The sequence below is a fragment of the Legionella sp. km535 genome, from assembly GCF_003990085.1.
Classification (GTDB): Bacteria; Pseudomonadota; Gammaproteobacteria; order Legionellales; family Legionellaceae; genus Legionella; species Legionella moravica.
This window is the reverse complement of record NZ_RZGU01000019.1, coordinates 26235-45822: the sequence shown is the minus strand read 5'-3', so window position 1 is coordinate 45822 and position 19588 is coordinate 26235. Positions and strand designations below refer to the sequence as shown.

Here is a 19588-nt window from a genome sequence, read left to right as displayed (position 1 = left end):
GGATAAGCTATCAGCAAGCTAATTTACTTAACAAAGAACTTATTTCAAAGATGCGCTCTTCGGGAGCTGTGCTATCTAAAGTGAAGCGCAGGCGCTGTGGACCTTCCATTTGATAACGTTTTGCATGTACTTGAATCAGGCTAATTAATACGCCTGGGTCTATTGATGGTTTTTCGTTAAAATCTAATTTTCCCTGTTGTCCACTGGCACTGATTTTTTGGATGCCAAGCTCTGCAGCCTTTAATTTCAGTTCAGTAATCAGTAGTAAATGTTTAACAGGTTGAGGTAATAAACCGAACCTGTCGATTAATTCAATTTGTAAATCATGAATCTGTTGTTTGTTTTTAGCATTGGAAATACGTTTGTACATGATCAAACGATTATGGATGTCTGCAATGTACTCTTCAGGAATAATCGCACTGATACGTAAATCAATTTCAGGGCCTTGGTGCATTGGCGCTGATAATTCCGGAATTTTTCCAGCTTTCAAATCATGCACGGCTTTATCCAGCATTTCCATAAACAAATTAAAGCCTATGGCATGCATGTTGCCACTTTGATCTTCTCCAAGTAATTCCCCCGCCCCTCTAATTTCCAGATCATGGGTTGCCAGGGTAAAACCTGCCCCTAAATCTTCAAGGGACACGATGGCCTCAAGGCGTTTTACTGCATCTGTTGTTAACGATTTTTCGTCAGGCGTTAACAAATAAGCATAAGCCTGATGGTGTGAGCGTCCCACACGGCCACGGAGCTGGTGTAACTGCGCCAACCCAAATTTGTCTGCTCTATCAATGATGATGGTATTCGCGGTTGGTATGTCTATCCCTGTTTCTATTATCGTTGTACAGACCAGAACATTAAAGCGATGATGGTAAAAATCAGACATCACCCGTTCCAGTTCGCGTTCACGCATTTGCCCATGAGCACTGCGAATTTTTGCTTCGGGTACCAGGGTTTGCAGATCCTGGCATACTCTGTCGATGGTTTGTACGTTATTGTGGAGGAAAAATACTTGTCCACCTCTTAATATTTCCCGTAGCAAGGCCTCTCTGACCACGATGTCTTTCTTTTCTTGCCAGAAGGTTTTAATTGCCAGCCGTTTTGCAGGCGGGGTTGCTATTAACGAAATGTCCCGGATTCCTGCCATCGCCATGTTGAGCGTTCTGGGGATAGGCGTTGCGGTCATGGATAAAATGTCGACATGAGTTCGCAATGATTTCATGTGTTCTTTTTGTTTTACGCCAAATCGATGTTCTTCATCAATAATTAATAGCCCGAGATTTTTAAAATTAATGGTACTTTGGAATAATTTATGAGTTCCAATGACGATATCCACTTTACCTGAGGTGAGCGATTGGAGTACGGACTCTGATTCTTTAGCGCTGCGAAAGCGTGATAAGAGTTCAATGTTGATTGGAAAATCCGCGAAGCGATCTCTGAATGACTCAAAATGCTGGCCAGCCAAAAGGGTGGTGGGCACTAAAACACAGACCTGCTTTCCATTTTGTACGGCCACAAATGCTGCACGCATGGCTACTTCCGTTTTCCCGAAGCCGACATCACCACAAATCAATCTATCCATGGGTCTTGGGGATTGCATGTCTTTAATGATCTGGTCTATGGCCTGAAGCTGATCGGTTGTTTCAGTAAATGGAAAGGCACTGGCAAATTTAATGTATTCGCTATGATTAAACTCATACTGATGCCCTGGTTGCGCCTCCCTCTTGGCATAGAGATCCAGCAATTCAATAGCCACATCATGAATTTTTTCAGCCGCCTTTTTCTTTTCTTTTTGCCATTGATCCGTACCGAGTTTATGCAGCGGTGCATGTTCGCTGTCGACGCCAGTATAGCGGCTGATTAAATGGAGCGAAGTAACGGGTACGTATATTTTATCATCACCTGCATAAGCAAGAACGAGGAATTCGCTGGAAGTATCATTTGTGGTGATGTATTGCAAGCCTTGGTATCGCCCTACACCAAATTGCAAGTGGACTACCGGAGCGCCGAGTCTTAATTCAGCCATATCGCGAATGATTAAATCAGGATCGACTGATTTTTGCGCCGCTCTGCGCTGTGGAGTACTTTGTTCACCGAACAGCTGAGATTCTACGATTAAGATAATATTTTTATTCGTTAATTCACAGCCGTAAATCAGTGGTCCTGTGGTAATGTTGATCGGAGAATTATCATTAATAAAATCTACCCAGGAATTGTGTACCGTAGGGAAAATTCCACTCGTTTTAAGAAGATCCAGCAATACTTCACGTCGCCCTGCGCTTTCAACAACGATTAAGTATCGGAACGAGGGTATCGAACAATACTGACGTAATTGGAGCAAAGGCTCCTGATTTTTTCGGTCTATCGGTAATTGAGGTGCTTTTGAAATATCAAAATTGATTACTGCGCCTTTTTTCTCTGAGGGTTTATGGAAGAGGCGTAATTGTTCATAAGTATTTGCATAGGTAAGCAATTCAGTTGGATTAATGAAGCATGCGTCTGGAGTTAGAATAGGGCGGCTTACGTCATAACGTCTTTGCTCGTATCGTTCATTTAGTTCCTGCCAGAATTGCTCAGCATTTTCCTGAATGTCTTCAATCAGGCACACTCGCGACTCTTCAGGGAGGTAATCAAAAAAGGTAACTGTTTTGTCAAAAAACAGGGGGAGATAATATTCTATCCCTGCGGGAAACTGACCGTTAGAAATGGATTCATAGATGGGGCATTGGCTGGGGTTACCTGGGAAAAGCTCTCTGAACGATCTTCTGAAGAGGGTTTGGCTCTGTTCATTTAAAGGAAATTCCCGTGCTGGTAACACATTGATTTCTTTGATTTTTTCTATGGTTCGTTGCGTTTCTGTATCGAATTCTCTTAAGCTTTCGATTTCGTCGTCAAACAATTCAATTCGAAAAGGTAGTCCGCTTCCCATGGGGTACACATCGATTATGGAACCGCGTAAGGCATATTCCCCATGTTCCAATACTTTATTGACGCAGTGATAACCTGCTTGCTGTAACTGATTCCTGAACGTATTGAGGTCAAGTTTTTGACCTTCTTTCAGCATTAATGCATAGTGGTTTAAAAATTCAGGCGGGCAAAGTCGGTGCATCAACGTGCTGGCTGAAGTAATCACGACAGCATCCTTCACCTGTTGCATACGACTTAGGGTATAAAGTCGTTCTGAAATAATGTCCTGGTGAGGAGAGAATTGATCATAGGGTAAAGTTTCCCAATCAGGGAAAAATAACAGTTCTTGTTGTTTTTTTTGAGGGTTCAGGAAAAATTGCAATTCGTCCTGTAACTGACTGGCGCTGAGATTATCTTGCGCGATAAGTAATTTAATTCCTGGTGTTTCCTGGCAATATTCTGCCAAAGCAAGCGCCAGACTGCTACCGTATAGTTGCCCCCAAATTTGTTTGTTTTTTGTTGGATGGTAAAGGAGTGTATCTGTAACCATGGGATTATAAAGCAGTCAAAACCAAAAAGAGAGTCATTATACCTGTATATTTTCTATTCTGCATCTTAAAAGACATTCATCAGGGTAAACGTAGCCAAATTTAGAACCTTGTTGTCATTAAGCTTAGGATTATTCATTGTAGATTGGCTATTTTCCTAACCCGAATTAGCAAAGCGTAATACGGGCTTCGAAGGATTAGCTTAATGATAGTGAGGGGCGAGTGAAGCGACTTAAGCCGACATGGACTCCAGTTCAAAGGTTATTTCTTTATGCTCTTCAATTTTGTAACCTGTTGAGCTGTACCTGACAAAAAAACTGTCTTGCCCGCGCAGGCGGGCAACCATCCACCAAAATAATCCGAAACTCAAATCAAACCACTGGGGATTGTATTGCTCGATATAGACTAACAGCAGGCCAGCCCTGTTTATTGGTTTTTTCTCGTTCTGCCATTCGCCAGTACGATGAGCCCATTTAAATGGAACGGCCAAGAGTGCAACCATTTTTTTATATGAATTTTTTATGCGTGAGATGCGTGTCTCCAAAGTTAAATCCACGTACCTTAAAACAGCCGAACAGGCATTTAATTTCCCAGCGAGCTATCTTAATTTACTTTAGTGCCAAACTAGAAATGGTTGCCCGTCTGCGTGGACATGACAGGCTTTTGGTTTTCTACAGAGCTGTTTGCGTGCAAACAGGATTGTACTCTCCCAAATTCGGTTGTAATAAGGTGCTGATTAGAAACAAACGAGCTTACCTGCTAAGTCGGTATGGTTTCCAGGTTAAAGTCTACTTCTTTATGTCCCTCAATATCTAAAACGATCTGAGACAGATGAAGAACGATGATGCTTAAAGGAAGAAGACACACTAGATCCACCGGAAATTTAAGTACACCAATTCCTCCAAAAGAGCCAAGGTAAGAAATCAAAAGCAAGGAAAACATATAAAATATAAACCAGTACAAGGGGTAATTATGAAGGATGAAGCTTTTTCTATGATAAGCGACACAGACTAAAAGGCCTATCAATAGCGCGACATCCAGTTTCCATAAAATAGTAAATCCACACCAATACAGCATTAAATTACAAAAATAAAACGCCAGATGAGAGCACACCAGGCTGCCTGCCAGTTTAAATGGTCTGTGGGTATTAGGTTGTAATTGACGCATTGCCAGAAGGCAGATAGGGCCTATGCTGTAAGAAAGAATGCTTGCGGAGGATAGGAATGCCACCAGTTTTTGCCATCCGGGAAAGGGTAAAAAGGATAAAATGCCAACCAGGAAATTGGCGTAAAGAGTGATATAGGGAATGTTGTGGCGATTTACTTTTAAAAATAATTTGGGTAAATGGTTATTCAAAGCCATGCCGTAGACAATTCGTGACGTTGCAGCGGTATAGACAAGGGTAGTACCAAAAGGTGAAAAAGCAGCGTCTATCATTAACAGAGTAGCGACGATCCCCAGTCCCAACAATAAAGCCAACCCAACCAAAGGGCCACTATCACCAGGATAATTTAAAGCGCCCCAGCCTTGCGTCAGATATTTTTGAGGCATGGCTGCAATAAAACTGAACTGCAACATAAAATAAAGAAGAAAGCCAACCAGAACAGCGCCCAATATGGCAATTGGAATATTGCGTTGCGGATTTTTTACTTCTCCCGCCAGAATCAGTCCATTTTGAAAACCGGTAAATGCAAAAATAACCCCACCAGCGGAAAGTGCGGAAAAAATATTGACCCAGCTGCTTTTATCTCCCAGGCTCAGACTGATGTTTCCAAGGTCTGGCGCACTGTGAAGAAGTGCAATAATAGCCACACTGGGCAGGGCAAATTTGATGAGGCTGGCGTATTTATTACATTCTGCCAGTAATTTGATCCCGTATGAATTGATCAATACGACAAATAACATAATGCCGATGGCTACAATATAGCCTGTTCCTGACAACTTAAGCGTAGCAGGATCGTCAATAATCAGTGTTGGAAAAAAATGGCTGGAGTACTGCAGGATTGCCTGTATTTCTATGGGCGTCATCACGACGTATGAGAGCCAGGAAGTCCAGGCAAATAAAAAACCCACTTCTTGTCCATGAGTGTAGGTTGGATAATTGGACATGCCTCCCGAGACAGGGAACATAGTACCCAGTTCACATAAGGGCAGGGCAATAAACAACATGAACAGAGCAGCAATGATCCAGCTTATCAACGCATTGCTTCCAGCCATTTGGGCACTGATGTAAGGGCTGAACAGCCAACCCGAACCAATCATTCCACCAGCAGCAGCGACTAATATATTCACTGTCGAGATATCACGTTTTAGCAAGGATAACTCCTTTTGGTTATGCTGTTTCGATTAATTCTACTTGAGCTAATTCCGTTTCATCCAATTCAATATCTACTGCTTCAATTTTTTGGAAACGCGAGGTGATTTTTTTTGCCGAAGTATTGACTTCATTGACGTCCTGATGAGCTAAATCAATATGCCTGGACAGTTTATCCATACGTTTTTCAAATCGTTGAAAATCATCTGCAAGAGCGTGTAAATGCTTTTGGATAATATGTACCTGCTTTCGAGTTGCGTCATCTTTAAGTACCGCTTTAGCCGTAGTTAATACAGCCATCAAGGTACTGGGCGAGACCAGCCATACTTTTAAGCGTTGCGATAAGGAGATCAGGTCGGGGTAATTCGCATGTATTTCGGCAAAAATGGATTCAGCCGGGATGAACATCATGGCACCATCTGTTGTCTCATTAGGAATGATGTATTTTTCTGCAATGTCTTTAATGTGTTTCTGGATGTCCTGTCGAAATTGCTGTTGAATGGATTTTCTTTCAACGGACATGGCATCTGTGTTGATTAGACGTTGGTAGGTTTCCAGGGGAAATTTGGCATCGATTACTACATTTCCTGTGGGTTCAGGTAAAAATAAAATACAATCTGCTCGTTTTTGGTTGCTCAAAGTATATTGCATTTGATAATGCGTGCTTGGGATCATATTGCTGATTAATGTTGCAAGTTGTACTTCACCAAAGGCTCCGCGCGCTTTTTTGTCTACCAGAACATCCTGTAAACTGACTACATGATTGGACAGCTCTGTAATTTTCTTTTGTGCTTCATCGATAATGGTAAGTCGTTTGACTACATCAATAAAAGTGGATGAGGTCTTTTCAAAACCTTCGGTCAGTTTGTGATTGACCTGTTGAGTCAGGCTGTGCAGATGAGTTCTTATTTCTTCAGTAAGAAGTTGTAAGTGAGAGGTAAGAGAACTGGCATGCTGTTGAAAGCTATGATTCATCTGTTCTCGTACATCCGTCATTTGCTTTTGTATGGTATCACTGATGATTTGTTGGGTAATCAGTTGTCCATGAGCTATTTTCTCATTAATGCTGTTTTGACTGCTTTGGTAGGATTGTGTCAGATCCAACTGCAACTGGTGCAGTTGGGCAGTAAGGGCTTGCTGGATTTTTTCGTTAATACTTTCGGTCAACGCTTTTTGCTGATGTTGTTTTTTGATAAACCAGAGTGTCAGGATAAGTTGGAGGGCAATAGCATATGCTAGGCCCTCAGTAAGGGTGAAGGATGAAAAAGATATCATGCATTATTCCACTAATTGGGTCAGCTTGATAGGTTGATTGTATTGGTAAACAGTTTTCAGCTGACCGTAATCTATCAAGCGTAAATAGCCTAAATAAAGATTATCGTCTGATAATTGATTGGAATTGTCAAAGGTAAATTGAATAATCTGCTTTCCTGGCTCAAGCCATTGTGCCTTTTGGGACGTTTCAACAGGTATGGCTTCACCCTTGCTATTTTTTCGGTATAAGACACTTTGCAAGGCATAGCGGCTTGCAGTAGCGACATCAAGGGTTGCGACAAAGGTTAATGGTTTTGATGATAATTTTTTAACGTTCAGCATGCTGGCAGAGGGTACTGAATAAGAAAATGCGGTGTGTCCGCTACGCCGTACCAGTTGATGTCCATGTTCAGAAAGGATGTTTACTTCAACATACCAGTTCTCACCATGGTCATTAGTTTCCGAGTTTAATAGAGCAGTAGCTTCAAATTGATTTTTTTTAATTTTGCTGATGTTCAGAGGGAAATATTGTCCTCCTGGTCCTATAAGCGTCGCATTAATATCAAAAACATCATAATCTGCATAATCATCAATCAGAGATATTTGTGCCGTTAATTTATCGCCATATTGATAATGAAGGGCATCCGTTTGGACTTCCAGATACGTTGGGGAAAATTTGTCATACACGTTAATCAGATAGGAATCTGCATCTTTTAATGAGACTTCATCGCTTTTAAGAATGAATGTTCCAAAACCCAATTCAGGCTTTATTTGCAGCATGGTTTGATGTTTGGTCGATAAGGTTTTATCTCCAAATGGCTCATCCTGACTGTATAAGGCAGATGCGTCCTGTAAACTCAATAATTGATTTTTAGGAGTTTTAATCGAAAGTTGTGGAACCAGTTTATTTTGCATGGGAGTAATACGAACAATCGCTCCCGGGGCTGTTGTCGTGATCTTTACTCCAGCACGAAGCTGTTCCATGCTGATGCGTTCTTTATAACCGTAACTTTTTTGGCTGTTATTTATTTTCTGATCCAATGGCTCATTGGATATGCTCCATTTATCTTGTAAATTTTCATGGGATAATTGGCTGCACACATCACATTCATAGGATTTTACAGGTTGTCTTGGCAAGGTCAGCGCATGTGCCTGGGTAAAACATAATGCAGAGATTAATACGAGTTGAGTTGTTTTCATTGTACAGCTCCTTCTGTAGATAAGGCACTTATCAAAACTTGATCAAAGCCAAAACAGGAGTGACGGCTTTGGTTATGGCTTAACGGCGCGTTATTTTCGGTTTTATCTCTATCGTAAAACCATAGTTCGCCAGCAGCCAATTGTGAGGTGCAATTTAAAAAGCCATCTGCACAAGTGTCCAGATACAATTTCGTTATTTTTAAACCGCTATTGAGCAAATAGCCATTACAATAACTTGCAGAAGATAAGGGGGAGGCATAAACATCGGTACCTACAATTACTTTGAATGGTGTTGACAGAGAGGGGCGACCTTTTCCACCTAATAATAATTCTTCATTATAAATGAGCATATCGCCTACACGCTGTTGTTTCACTGCATCAGAGAGATAACCCAGCAGCCAGGCAAGGCTGGTTTCAAAAACGCCACCGCCTAGTATTTCATCCGCCAATGGTGTTCCTAAACTGGAAGGCGCGATCGCAATCACCTGATTTATTTTGTGTTTCAGGGACAAATATCGGCCATCATAAGTCGGATTGGAGAGTATCCAGCGAATAATATTGGCGCCATCCGAGTGGGTATAGACAGTCATGGAGCTGATATTTTTTCCATTAATAAATTCAAGGAGCTGGTCTGCAACGCAGTTCGCGGCATCTTCATGCCACATATACTGGCTAAAATCGCAATGGACCACTAATAAATTTTCCGGCTTGGCCAATCCTTTTGACATACTGTCGATAAAGTCTGCTTTCCAATATCCGCCATAGGCATCTTCTCTATGATCACGGGTCCCATGAACTAAAGCCATACCTGGATTGGGGGTGTTTTCTGGAAGAGCCTGGATTAAGGTTGAGAATAAAAACAAGCAGAGAGCGATTATTTTGCGTTGAAGGTCCATTTCTTAAATACCTTATCAAAATCAGAAACGTATCTATATCATAATTATGATTCTGGATTCAAGCAGGACACGATGAAGTATAAAGTGTCCTTTTTTATTGTTCGAAAGTATGAATAAAAGTGATAAACTGGATTTTTTAAAATCGGGAATCTTTTCAATGAGTAACGATGAAATTCAAGAGCAAATTAAAACTCTCAGAGATTTAATTCAAACCTACGATCATCATTATTATGTTCTTGATGAACCCTTGGTTCCTGATATCGAATACGATAGAAAATTCAGGGAATTGCAACAGTTGGAAGCTGAGTTCCCTCAATTTTTAACACCTGATTCACCAACCCAGAGAGTCAGCGGAACACCTGCTGATGCATTCATGCCGGTTTCTCATAAACAACCGATGTTATCTCTCTCAAACGTTTTTTCTGATGACGAGTTGCAAGCATTTATAAAGAGAGCAACTGACAAGCTGGATGAGCCTAATCAACAATTACTATTTACCTGTGAGCCCAAGCTGGATGGGCTGGCGGTGAACATGACCTATGAGCATGGCGTTTTAACTCACGCAGCAACTCGGGGAGATGGCGCTACAGGAGAAAATATTACTGCTAATATCAAAACGATCAGTTCTGTTCCTTTAAAATTGAGAACTGACAATCCGCCTCGTTTGATTGAAATTCGAGGTGAGGTTTATATTCCTAAAGCAGGTTTTGAAGAATACAATAAAAAGGCTCGGGAAACCGGCGAAAAAACTTTTGTTAACCCACGAAACGCCGCCGCAGGCAGTTTAAGGCAATTGAATCCGGCAGTAACAGCTAGCCGGCCATTGGCAATTTATTGTTACGGTATCGGTGCATGTGAAGGTTACAAACTCCCTGACAGTCATTGGGAGCAGTTGCAGTTGCTTAAAGATTTTGGTTTTAGAGTATCTAATGAATCAAAACAAGAAATGGGAATCGAAGGATGTCTCGACTATTACCATCATATGCTAGAAAAAAGGCAATCATTACCTTTTGAAATTGATGGTGTTGTTTATAAAATCGATAGCATTCCCTTGCAGCAGCAATTGGGTTTTGTTTCAAGAGCCCCTCGGTTTGCCTGTGCTCACAAATTTCCCGCGTCTGAAGAAATGACCCAATTGCTGGCTGTCGATTTTCAAGTCGGTCGTACCGGCGCTTTAACTCCTGTGGCACGCCTGGTTCCTGTGAGTGTAGGTGGTGTTACAGTCAGTAATGCTACTTTGCATAATATGGATGAAATTATTCGAAAGGATATTCGTATTGGTGATACCGTTATTGTTCGTCGTGCTGGAGATGTCATCCCAGAAGTGGTTTCTGTAGTTTTAACCCAACGTCCTGCAATCACTGAAGCCATAAAACTTCCGGAGCATTGCCCTGTTTGTGGTTCAGATGTAGTTCGTGAGGAGGGCGAGGCCATAGCTCGCTGTATTGGTGGATTGTTTTGCAAAGCACAATTAAAAAGGATGATGTGGCATTTTGCTTCGCGTAAGGCCATGTATATTGAAGGCTTAGGTTCCGTATTAATTGAGCAATTGGTGGATGAAGGTTTGGTTCGTCACCTGGCTGATCTTTATGAACTTGATTTACCTACTTTAGCGAATTTACCCAGAATGGGGGAGAAATCGGCGCAAAATCTTTTGGCTGCTTTGGAACAAAGTAAAAATACAACGTTCAATAGATTTCTGTACGCTTTAGGAATTCGAGAAATAGGGGAGTCCAGTGCTCGGGTTTTAGCGGATCACTATTCGGATATTGGAATGCTTCAATCCGCTACCGTGGAGGATTTAATGAATCTTCGTGATATAGGTCCAGTGGGAGCTTCATACATCGTTCATTTTTTTGCCCAACCTCACAATATGGAAGTGATTAATCGTTTACTCGCACTTGGTGTTCATTGGCCAAAAGCTGAGAAAAAACAGATGAATCAGGATAATCCCTTTTTTGGAAAAACCGTCGTCTTGACTGGAACTCTGGAATCTATGGGTAGAGAAGAAGCGAAAGCTCAGTTGCTAGGCTTGGGAGCTAAGGTGAGCGGCAGTGTTTCTGCAAAAACAGATTATGTCATCGCTGGAAGCGAGGCTGGATCCAAATTGATCAAGGCTAATGAATTAGGCGTCACCGTTTTGGATGAAGAGAATTTTAGAGAAATGCTGTCATCGTAAAGAACATGACACTCGCTAATCAGTTTGAGATAAGGATATACTCTGATGAATAGTTTATTATTTTGGGCACAGGGAATTTAAGTGCGGCGATTTTCTTTTATCGTAATCTTGTTGGTTTTATTGCACTCCAGCTTTGGCTTGGCTGTTGCTGGCTCCTGGGTGTTAAATAATCCCTATCCAGAAAGCGAGTCAAATGAATCGATTTATTATTCGTCATTTAATGAGCAGCCTAAAACACTGGATCCGGCAAAATCCTATTCATCCAATGAGTATGTCTTCATAGCGCAGATTTATGAACCATTATTGGAGTATGATTATTATCTAAGACCCTATCAATTAATTCCGTTAACGGCCACGCAATTACCTCAAATCAGGTATCTGGATGAGCAACGCAATCCCATTCCTGCTGGTGAACAGATTAATCCCTCGTACAGTGTTTATACCATTCAAATCAAGAAAGGCATCTTCTATCAGCCTCATCCTGCCTTTGCCAAAAATAAAAAGGGTGATTATCTTTACCATCATTTATCAGAAGATTATCTTGATGACCATGACATCAATCAGTTGTCTGATTTTAAATATGCAGATACCAGGGAGTTGGTTATTGATGATTATATTTATCAAATAAAACGCATGGCGAATCCAGGTGTGAATTCGCCGATTTATGGATTGATGAGTCATTATATAGAGGGTTTTAAGGAGTTTGGTGAAACGGTTCCCCAGGTATCTTTGTCCAATAATCACTTCATCGATTTGAGACAGTACCCCCTGCGAGGAATACAAAAAATTGATGACTATACCTTTGAACTGACTTTAAAAGGGCAGTACCCGCAATTTTTATTTTGGTTGGCTATGCCGTTTTTTTCTCCCGTACCCTGGGAAGCCGATCTGTTTTATTCTCAGAAGGGTATGGATGATAAAAATTTATCATTTGGATGGTATCCAGTGGGAACAGGTCCTTTTATGTTGACGCAAAACAATCCAAACAGACAAATGGTTTTAGAAAAAAATCCGAATTATCGTGAAGTCTATTTTCCTGTTGATGCTTCCGAGAGGGATAGACGAGAAGGATATACAACCAATATAGGCAAACGATTACCTCTTATTGCCAAGGCAGTATACACCCTTGAAAAAGAATCCATCCCTCGCTGGAATAAATTCATGCAAGGATACTATGATATTTCCGGCGTCAGTGCAGACAGTTTTGATCAGGCAATCCATATTAATCGTTTTGGAGAAGCCATTTTAAGTCAGGAAATGGTGGATAAAAAATTACATTTAACCCAAACCCAGGAACCTTATATCTATTATATGGGTTTTAATATGCTGGACAATGTGGTCGGCGGACGCAGCGAGCGAGCGCGTAAATTAAGACAAGCTATTTCTATTGCGGTTAATTACGATGAAAACATTGCCATATTTTTTAATGGTCGTGGTATTCCTGCGCAAGGCCCAATACCTCCGGGGATTTTTGGTTATAGAGAAGGGAAGCAGGGGATCAATCCCTATATCTACAAATGGAACAATAATATCCGTCAACGACGTTCCCTGGCTGATGCAAAACAATTGATGAGGCAGGCAGGATATCCAGATGGTATCGATCCCAAGACCGGAAAGGCGTTGATTTTGCATTATGATGTGACCACCAAAGGCGGCCCTGAAGATAAATCAATGCTGGATTGGATGCGAAAACAATTTGCCAGCATTGGTATAGATTTGAACATCCGAGCGACTTTGTATAATCGTTTTCAGGAGAAAATGCGCCTAGGCAATGCCCAGATATTTAGCTGGGGTTGGAATGCGGATTATCCTGATCCTGAAAATTTCCTGTTTCAACTGTACAGTAAAAATGGAAAAGTTCAATTTGGCGGTGAAAATGCGGCCAATTATAATAATCCTGAGTTTGATCGTTTGTTTGATTTAATGAAAAACCGAAGCAATGATGAGCTCAGACAGAAATATATCGATAAGATGGTGCAGTTGGTTCGCTATGATGCTCCATGGATCTGGGGTATGCATCCCGAGGACTTCATTTTATCTCAAAGTTGGGTTTCAAATGTGAAACCGAATGCCATTGCGCTTGGTACATTAAAATATGTTTCTATAAATACCAAAGAACGTAATAAATTACATGAGGCCTGGAATCAACCGGTATTTTGGCCATTGATTGTCATCGTGCTTTTGTTAGTGGCATTAACTCTTCCTTTGATTATTGCGTATCGAAAAAAAGAGAAACAACCAGCAACGAGGTCTAAATTATCATGCTGATTTATTTATTACGAAGAATTATTTATGCAATTCCCATTTTGTTTGTAATCAATTTGTTAACTTTCGTTCTTTTTTTTATGATCAATACACCTGATGATATTGCTCGCATGCATTTGGGGAATAAACACGTAGAGCAAACTGTGGTTGATGATTGGAAAGAAGCTCATGGTTATAATTTGCCTTTATTTTTTAACCAGAATAAACAAGGAATCAGTCGTTTTGTAGAGACTTTGTTTTATCAAAAATCGCTGACGCTGTTTACTTTTAATTTTGGTGTTTCTGATTCAGGAAGGGATATTAGTCATGATATTTCCTACAGAATGTGGCCAAGTCTGGCGATTGCCGTTCCTATCTTAATATTTGGAATTCTGATTAACATCTTTTTTGCCATGGGGATGGCTTTTTTTCGCACCTCTTATCTGGATCTGAGCGGAGTCGTTATCTGCATCATTTTAATGTCCATTTCCAGTCTTTTTTATATCATCGGCGGTCAGTATCTTTTTGGAAAAATCCTGCGTTTGTTTCCGATATCTGGTTACGATGGGGGATTTGAAGCACTTAAATTTATTATTCTTCCGGTGTTGGTTGCCGTGTTAAGTCAATTAGGTTCTGGAGCCAGATGGTATAGAACTTTGTTTTTGGAAGAAATACATAAGGATTACGTTAAAACAGCTAAAGCCAAAGGATTGTCGGATCAACGGGTTTTGTTCCAACATGTTTTGAAAAATGTCATGTTGCCCATTTTGACTGGAGTCGTTGTAATTATTCCCTCACTTTTTATGGGGAGTCTGGTGCTGGAATCCTTTTTTGGTGTGCCTGGTTTGGGGAGTTACATCATAGACGCGATTCAGCAGCAGGATTTTGCCATTGTTCGTGCTATGGTTTTTCTGGGGTCGATTCTTTATATTATTGGATTGGTTATGACGGATTTCTCTTATATGCTGGTTGATCCGCGTGTACGATTATCATGAGACAATTGGGGTTGATGAGCGGTGAATATAACTTGAGAGTTGAATCATGAGCTTTGAATTTCTATGGACAGACATCTGTTTTCTTTTCTTGCTGACGTTAGGGGTGATCATCACGCTGCTGAGCTTGCGAAAGCAACACATAAGATTATCGTTTTTCATTATCTTGCATAGGCCTATGGCATTAAGCGCTGCGATTGTATTATTGCTTTTTTTGACTATTGGAGTATTGGACTCCATCCATTTTAAAACAGGCGAAACAGGTTCTGATATTGCAGAATCACTTTTGGATAAAATTTTAGCTCCGCTGGGTACGGCTTATGAAAAGACCTATTCTGCACCTTTGGCCTTAAACATGTTTGTAACCGAAACCGAGTTGGTGGATGGTATTACAAAACAGGTCTATCCCCGTTTAAAGTATCCTCCTGACTTCATCAAGACTGACGCAGATAAAGCGAACATCATTAAATCAACCCTGCAAAGTGCCGTGCTTTATAGTTTAGGTATTACTTTTGGGTGTTGGGCATTGTCTTTTCTTATAAAATTAGCGACAAAATCGAAGCGACTGTATCAATTAAGCGCCAGAGGGTTTAGTGTTTTATCGACTGTTGGCTTGCTTACTTTTGCTGTTCTTTTGAGTTTTTGGTTATCACGCTCATTCCATGTCTTTGGAACCGGGCAGATTGGGCAGGATATCTTTTATTTTACTGTAAAAAGTATTCGCACGGGTTTAATTATAGGTTTGTTGACTACCTTGTTCATGCTGCCTTTGGCTTTGTTTTTAGGCATAGTTGCCGGATATTTTGGGGGCGTAGTAGATGATGTGATTCAGTTCATTTATACTACTTTAAGCTCGATTCCTGGTGTTTTATTAATCACGGCCTCTGTATTGTCGTTACAAACCTATATTGCCAGCCATCCCGAGCAATTCTCGACCTTAGCCAAAAGTGCGGATGCACGTTTATTGGCATTGTGCCTGATCCTTGGGGTAACCAGTTGGACTAGCTTATGCCGTTTGTTGCGCGCAGAAGCATTGAAATTACGAGAAGTGGATTATGTAATTGCTGCCAGAGCCTTGGGAAGTAGCTGGTTTACGATCATACAAAAGCACTTGCTGCCTAATGTGATGCATATTGTGGTAATTACCTTGGTATTGGATTTTAGTTTTTTAGTCATGGCGGAGGCGGTGTTGTCTTATGTTGGAGTGGGTGTTTCTCCAATGACCATCAGCTGGGGAAATATGATTAATGGTGCTCGATTGGAATTGGCCCGTGATCCTGTGGTTTGGTGGCCAATTTTTGCAGCATTTCTTTTCATGTTTATCCTGGTTCTGGCAATAAATTTGTTTGCTGATGCAGTTAGGGATGCCTTTGATCCCCACCAATCTTTAGGATAGGCAAAGCAAAGTCAGTTTTAAATTCAGGGAGTGGGATCTGGTTTAAAAAATCATGCAGTATAGAGAAAAATTGATACAGCTAGTGGATTCGATCCCGCTATTTAGGTTAAAGTTCCTTAATTAGTTTCAAAGAGTTTATCCTCCTATGCAACAACGTTTTGTTCATTTGCGTGTACACACTGAATTTTCTTTGGTTGATGGTTTGGTTCGGGTGAAACCTTTAATGAAAGCGTTACCGTCCCGGGGAATGTGTGCAGTCGCAGTGACTGATTATTGTAATTTATTCGCTGCCGTAAAGCATTTTAAAACTGGTGTTGATGCAGGAATCAAACCCATTATTGGAAGTGATCTTCCTTGTCATAACCCTGAAATACCTGATGTAACGTCTTCTCTTGTTCTATTATGTCTTAATGCGCAGGGTTATAAAAATTTAACCTGTCTTGTATCCAAAGCATACCAGGAAGGGCAATACCAAGGTCATCCCAGAGTACATTTTCAATGGATAGAAGAATATTCTGACGGATTAATTGCCCTGTCCGGAGCCAAAGCAGGCGATATTGGGCAGGCACTTTTGGCTAATGATGAAGGGCTTGCTACTCAAAGGGCATTGCATTGGATGAAGTTATTTCCAAATCGGTTTTATCTGGAGATTCAGCGCACTGGCAGAGCCGATGAAGATTTATACAATGAGAAAGTAATTGCTTTAGCCGATAGATTGCAATTACCCATAGTGGCAACCAATGATGTTCATTTTCTTGATCGTGATGATTTTGATGCCCATGAGGCCCGAGTGTGTATTCATGAAGGATATACCTTGGCCGATCCCCGTCGAGTTCAGCAATACAGTCCACAGCAATATTTACGCTCCGCAGAAGAGATGGAGGCTTTATTTGCCGATTTGCCCAGTGCTATTACCAACACAGTGGAAATCAGTAAACGATGCAATGTGAAATTGAATCTTGGCAATAATTACTTGCCCAATTTCCCTATCCCTGAAGGTTCTACAGTTGAAGAGTATTTGTCTCATTTATCGGAACAGGGCCTTGAGGAACGGTTAAAGCATTTGTTTCGCAATAAATCCGAAGATGAGTTAAATGCATCACGGGGTGAATATGAAAAGCGTCTGCAGATTGAATTAAAAGTTATTAATAACATGGGTTTTGCGGGCTACTTTTTAATCGTTGCTGATTTTATTCAATGGGCAAAGCAAAACGGTGTTCCTGTAGGCCCAGGGCGTGGATCGGGTGCTGGATCGCTGGTGGCTTATGCTTTAAAGATTACTGATCTTGATCCACTGGAATTTGAATTGCTTTTTGAGCGTTTTTTGAATCCTGAACGGGTTTCAATGCCTGACTTTGATATTGATTTTTGCATGGAGGGACGGGATCGGGTTATCGAATATGTTGCTGAAAAATACGGCAGACAAAGTGTGTCGCAGATTATTACTTTCGGCACCATGGCGGCAAAGGCGGTGGTACGCGATGTGGGTCGTGTCTTTGGTCATCCTTATGGATTTGTTGATAAGTTAGCCAAACTTATTCCTTTTGAAATTGGAATAACCCTAAGCAAAGCAATGGAGCAAGAACCTGAGCTTCAGCGTCGCTACGATGAAGAAGAAGACGTTAAAGAATTAATTGATCTTGCTTTAAAACTGGAAGGAATCACGCGAAATGCAGGCAAACATGCAGGGGGAGTAGTCATTGCTCCATCGCAACTTACTGACTTTACAGCCATTTATTGTGAGGAAGGATCGGCACAAATCGTCAGCCAATTTGATAAGGATGACGTTGAGGCAGCAGGATTGGTCAAATTCGACTTTTTAGGTTTGCGAACGCTTACCATCATCGATTGGGCTTTGGCGACAGTAAATAAACAACGTGAACAGGCTGGTTTGCCTCCAGTGGATATTAGCCATATACCCATTGATGATACCGCCACTTTTGATCTGCTGAAGGCCTGTAAGACAACGGCTGTGTTTCAGCTTGAATCACGTGGCATGAAGGAATTGATCAACCGATTACAACCCGATTGCTTTGAAGAAATCATCGCTTTGGTTGCTTTATTCCGACCCGGTCCCTTGCAGTCAGGGATGGTGGATGATTTTATCGATCGAAAACATGGTCGGGCTGCGGTGGATTACCCTCATCCTGATTTGGAGCCTATTCTAAAGCCTACTTATGGAGTTATTTTATATCAGGAACAAGTCATGCAGATTGCTCAGGTACTGGCAAATTATACCCTGGGTGCAGCAGACATGTTACGAAGAGCTATGGGTAAGAAAAAACCCGAAGAGATGGCTCAGCAGCGTGCAATTTTTACCAAGGGAGCAACAGAGCGGGGTGTAGATGAAGACGTAGCGACTCACATTTTTGACTTGATGGAAAAATTCGCGGGATACGGCTTTAATAAATCGCATTCTGCAGCGTACGCTTTAGTGGCTTATCAAACGGCATGGTTAAAAGCGCATTATCCAGCGGCCTTCATGGCTGCTGTAATGTCTTCTGATATGGATAATACGGATAAAGTAGTTACTTTTATTGATGAATGTGCGCATATGAAACTTAAAGTGTTGCCGCCATCCATCAATCACTCCATGTATCCTTTTACGGTAAGTGATGACGCTACAATTATTTACGGTTTGGGTGCCATAAAAGGGGTAGGGGAGTCTGCTATTGATTGTATCACTCAGGAACGTTCATTGAGTGGAGCATATAGCGATTTATTCAGTTTTTGCCAAAGGCTGGACTTGCGCAAGGTAAACAGGCGCGTTCTGGAAGCCTTAATTAAAAGCGGTGCGTTTGATGATTGGCAGGTTGAACGGGCGGTATTAACCGCTTCTCTGGAAAAAGCATTAAAAGTAGCTGAAAAAGAGCATCAGAATCAATCGAGCGGGCAATTTGATTTATTTTCCCTCTTGGATGATAAAGCTGATGAACAGGATTACATCCATTCCAAACCTTGGTCGGACGCTCAGCGGCTGGAAGGGGAGCGGGAAGTATTAGGATTTTATCTGACAGGCCATCCAGCTGATCAATACCGACGTGAGTTTGGTGATTTTATTGTTCCCATGAGTCAATTGAATCCTTCCATGCATAAAAAGGCGAATATTTGCGCCCAGGTTACTGCGATTCGCAAAATCATAACCAAACGCGGCAAAAAATTAGTGATTATTGGCATGGACGATTCTACGGCACGGATGGATGTGGTTGTATTTGGCGAAGTATTTGATTTCTTTAGTGAACCTCTGGCAACAGGAGACATGTTGGTGGTGGAAGGTGAAGTCGCCCATGATGATTATAATGGGGGAGTAAAGATGACGGCATCTCAACTTTACAGCATTCCATCCGCAAGAACCAGATTTGCCCGATGCCTTGAATTAAGATTAAGTCAGTCCAGTCAATCTATCTTGCCTGCGATTCAATCCATTTTAAAAGCACATTCGGGTAATTGCGTTGTGCAGTTTTCTTATACTAACGAACATGCAAGAGCACATCTGAGTCTGGCACAAAAATGGCACGTAACCCCAAGCGATGAGCTGATTGGGCTTTTAATTAATGCTTTGGGTGAAGAACATGTGGCAATGCGTTATTGATTACCTGGATCTATTCATTCGACCTTGTGATTCTATATAAATCCGTATTTTTTTGAATGGTGATGA

11 protein-coding genes are annotated in these 19588 nt (G+C 41.3%); 5 read left to right on the top strand and 6 right to left on the bottom strand.

Translation table 11 applies throughout. The features are described from left to right. Positions 1 to 10: 10 nt before the first annotated feature. The 6 genes from mfd to ELY21_RS11655 all read right to left on the bottom strand — a co-directional run bounded on the left by mfd (position 11) and on the right by ELY21_RS11655 (position 9119). A complete protein-coding gene (gene mfd / locus ELY21_RS11680) occupies positions 11 to 3457 on the bottom strand; it encodes a transcription-repair coupling factor (protein WP_127109704.1) in 3447 nt (1148 codons plus the stop codon). Positions 3458 to 3687: 230 nt separating this feature from the next. Further along, positions 3688 to 3999: a hypothetical protein gene (locus ELY21_RS11675; protein WP_158618554.1), complete on the bottom strand. Its 312-nt coding sequence runs from the start codon at positions 3997 to 3999 to the stop codon at positions 3688 to 3690. 215 nt (positions 4000 to 4214) lie between these two features. After that, positions 4215 to 5771: an APC family permease gene (locus ELY21_RS11670; RefSeq protein ID WP_127109700.1), complete on the bottom strand. Its 1557-nt coding sequence runs from the start codon at positions 5769 to 5771 to the stop codon at positions 4215 to 4217. Positions 5772 to 5787: 16 nt separating this feature from the next. Further along, positions 5788 to 7044 carry a DNA recombination protein RmuC gene (locus tag ELY21_RS11665; protein ID WP_127109698.1) on the bottom strand — a complete coding sequence of 419 codons (1257 nt, stop codon included), beginning with the start codon at positions 7042 to 7044 and terminating at the stop codon, positions 5788 to 5790. Positions 7045 to 7047: 3 nt separating this feature from the next. Further along, complete coding sequence (locus ELY21_RS11660) at positions 7048 to 8223, bottom strand: DUF4785 domain-containing protein (protein ID WP_127109696.1); 1176 nt, start codon at positions 8221 to 8223, stop codon at positions 7048 to 7050. Then, on the bottom strand, positions 8220 to 9119 hold the full coding sequence (locus tag ELY21_RS11655) for a hypothetical protein (protein WP_127109694.1): 900 nt from the start codon (positions 9117 to 9119) through the stop codon (positions 8220 to 8222). The genes ELY21_RS11660 and ELY21_RS11655 overlap by 4 nt, the downstream gene beginning before the upstream one ends. A 157-nt stretch (positions 9120 to 9276) precedes the next feature. Here ELY21_RS11655 and ligA point away from each other — a divergent pair, with 157 nt between their 5' ends. The 5 genes from ligA to dnaE all read left to right on the top strand — a co-directional run bounded on the left by ligA (position 9277) and on the right by dnaE (position 19522). Continuing rightward, positions 9277 to 11298, top strand: coding sequence for an NAD-dependent DNA ligase LigA (gene ligA / locus ELY21_RS11650; RefSeq protein WP_127109750.1), 2022 nt, complete (start codon positions 9277 to 9279; stop codon positions 11296 to 11298). Positions 11299 to 11397: 99 nt separating this feature from the next. After that, positions 11398 to 13566 (top strand): ABC transporter substrate-binding protein, encoded by a 2169-nt coding sequence (locus tag ELY21_RS11645; RefSeq protein ID WP_233588708.1) that lies wholly within the window; start codon positions 11398 to 11400, stop codon positions 13564 to 13566. Continuing rightward, positions 13560 to 14537, top strand: a complete 978-nt coding sequence (locus tag ELY21_RS11640; RefSeq protein ID WP_127109690.1) for an ABC transporter permease — start codon at positions 13560 to 13562, stop codon at positions 14535 to 14537. The genes ELY21_RS11645 and ELY21_RS11640 overlap by 7 nt, the downstream gene beginning before the upstream one ends. A gap of 46 nt (positions 14538 to 14583) precedes the next feature. Continuing rightward, positions 14584 to 15930, top strand: a complete 1347-nt coding sequence (locus tag ELY21_RS11635; RefSeq protein ID WP_127109688.1) for an ABC transporter permease — start codon at positions 14584 to 14586, stop codon at positions 15928 to 15930. 145 nt (positions 15931 to 16075) lie between these two features. After that, positions 16076 to 19522 carry a DNA polymerase III subunit alpha gene (gene dnaE / locus ELY21_RS11630; RefSeq protein ID WP_127109686.1) on the top strand — a complete coding sequence of 1149 codons (3447 nt, stop codon included), beginning with the start codon at positions 16076 to 16078 and terminating at the stop codon, positions 19520 to 19522. Positions 19523 to 19588 lie beyond the last annotated feature (66 nt).

Bases quoted from the DNA above. Each gene is read 5' to 3' on its own strand.
- ELY21_RS11640 (WP_127109690.1), top strand. From the start codon at position 13,560: ATGCTGATTTATTTATTACGAAGAATTATTTATGCAATTCCCATTTTG.
- ELY21_RS11655 (WP_127109694.1), bottom strand. From the start codon at position 9,119: ATGGACCTTCAACGCAAAATAATCGCTCTCTGCTTGTTTTTATTCTCA.
- ELY21_RS11635 (WP_127109688.1), top strand. From the start codon at position 14,584: ATGAGCTTTGAATTTCTATGGACAGACATCTGTTTTCTTTTCTTGCTG.
- ELY21_RS11665 (WP_127109698.1), bottom strand. From the start codon at position 7,044: ATGATATCTTTTTCATCCTTCACCCTTACTGAGGGCCTAGCATATGCT.
- ELY21_RS11660 (WP_127109696.1), bottom strand. From the start codon at position 8,223: ATGAAAACAACTCAACTCGTATTAATCTCTGCATTATGTTTTACCCAG.
- ligA (WP_127109750.1), top strand. From the start codon at position 9,277: ATGAGTAACGATGAAATTCAAGAGCAAATTAAAACTCTCAGAGATTTA.
- dnaE (WP_127109686.1), top strand. From the start codon at position 16,076: ATGCAACAACGTTTTGTTCATTTGCGTGTACACACTGAATTTTCTTTG.
- mfd (WP_127109704.1), bottom strand. From the start codon at position 3,457: ATGGTTACAGATACACTCCTTTACCATCCAACAAAAAACAAACAAATT.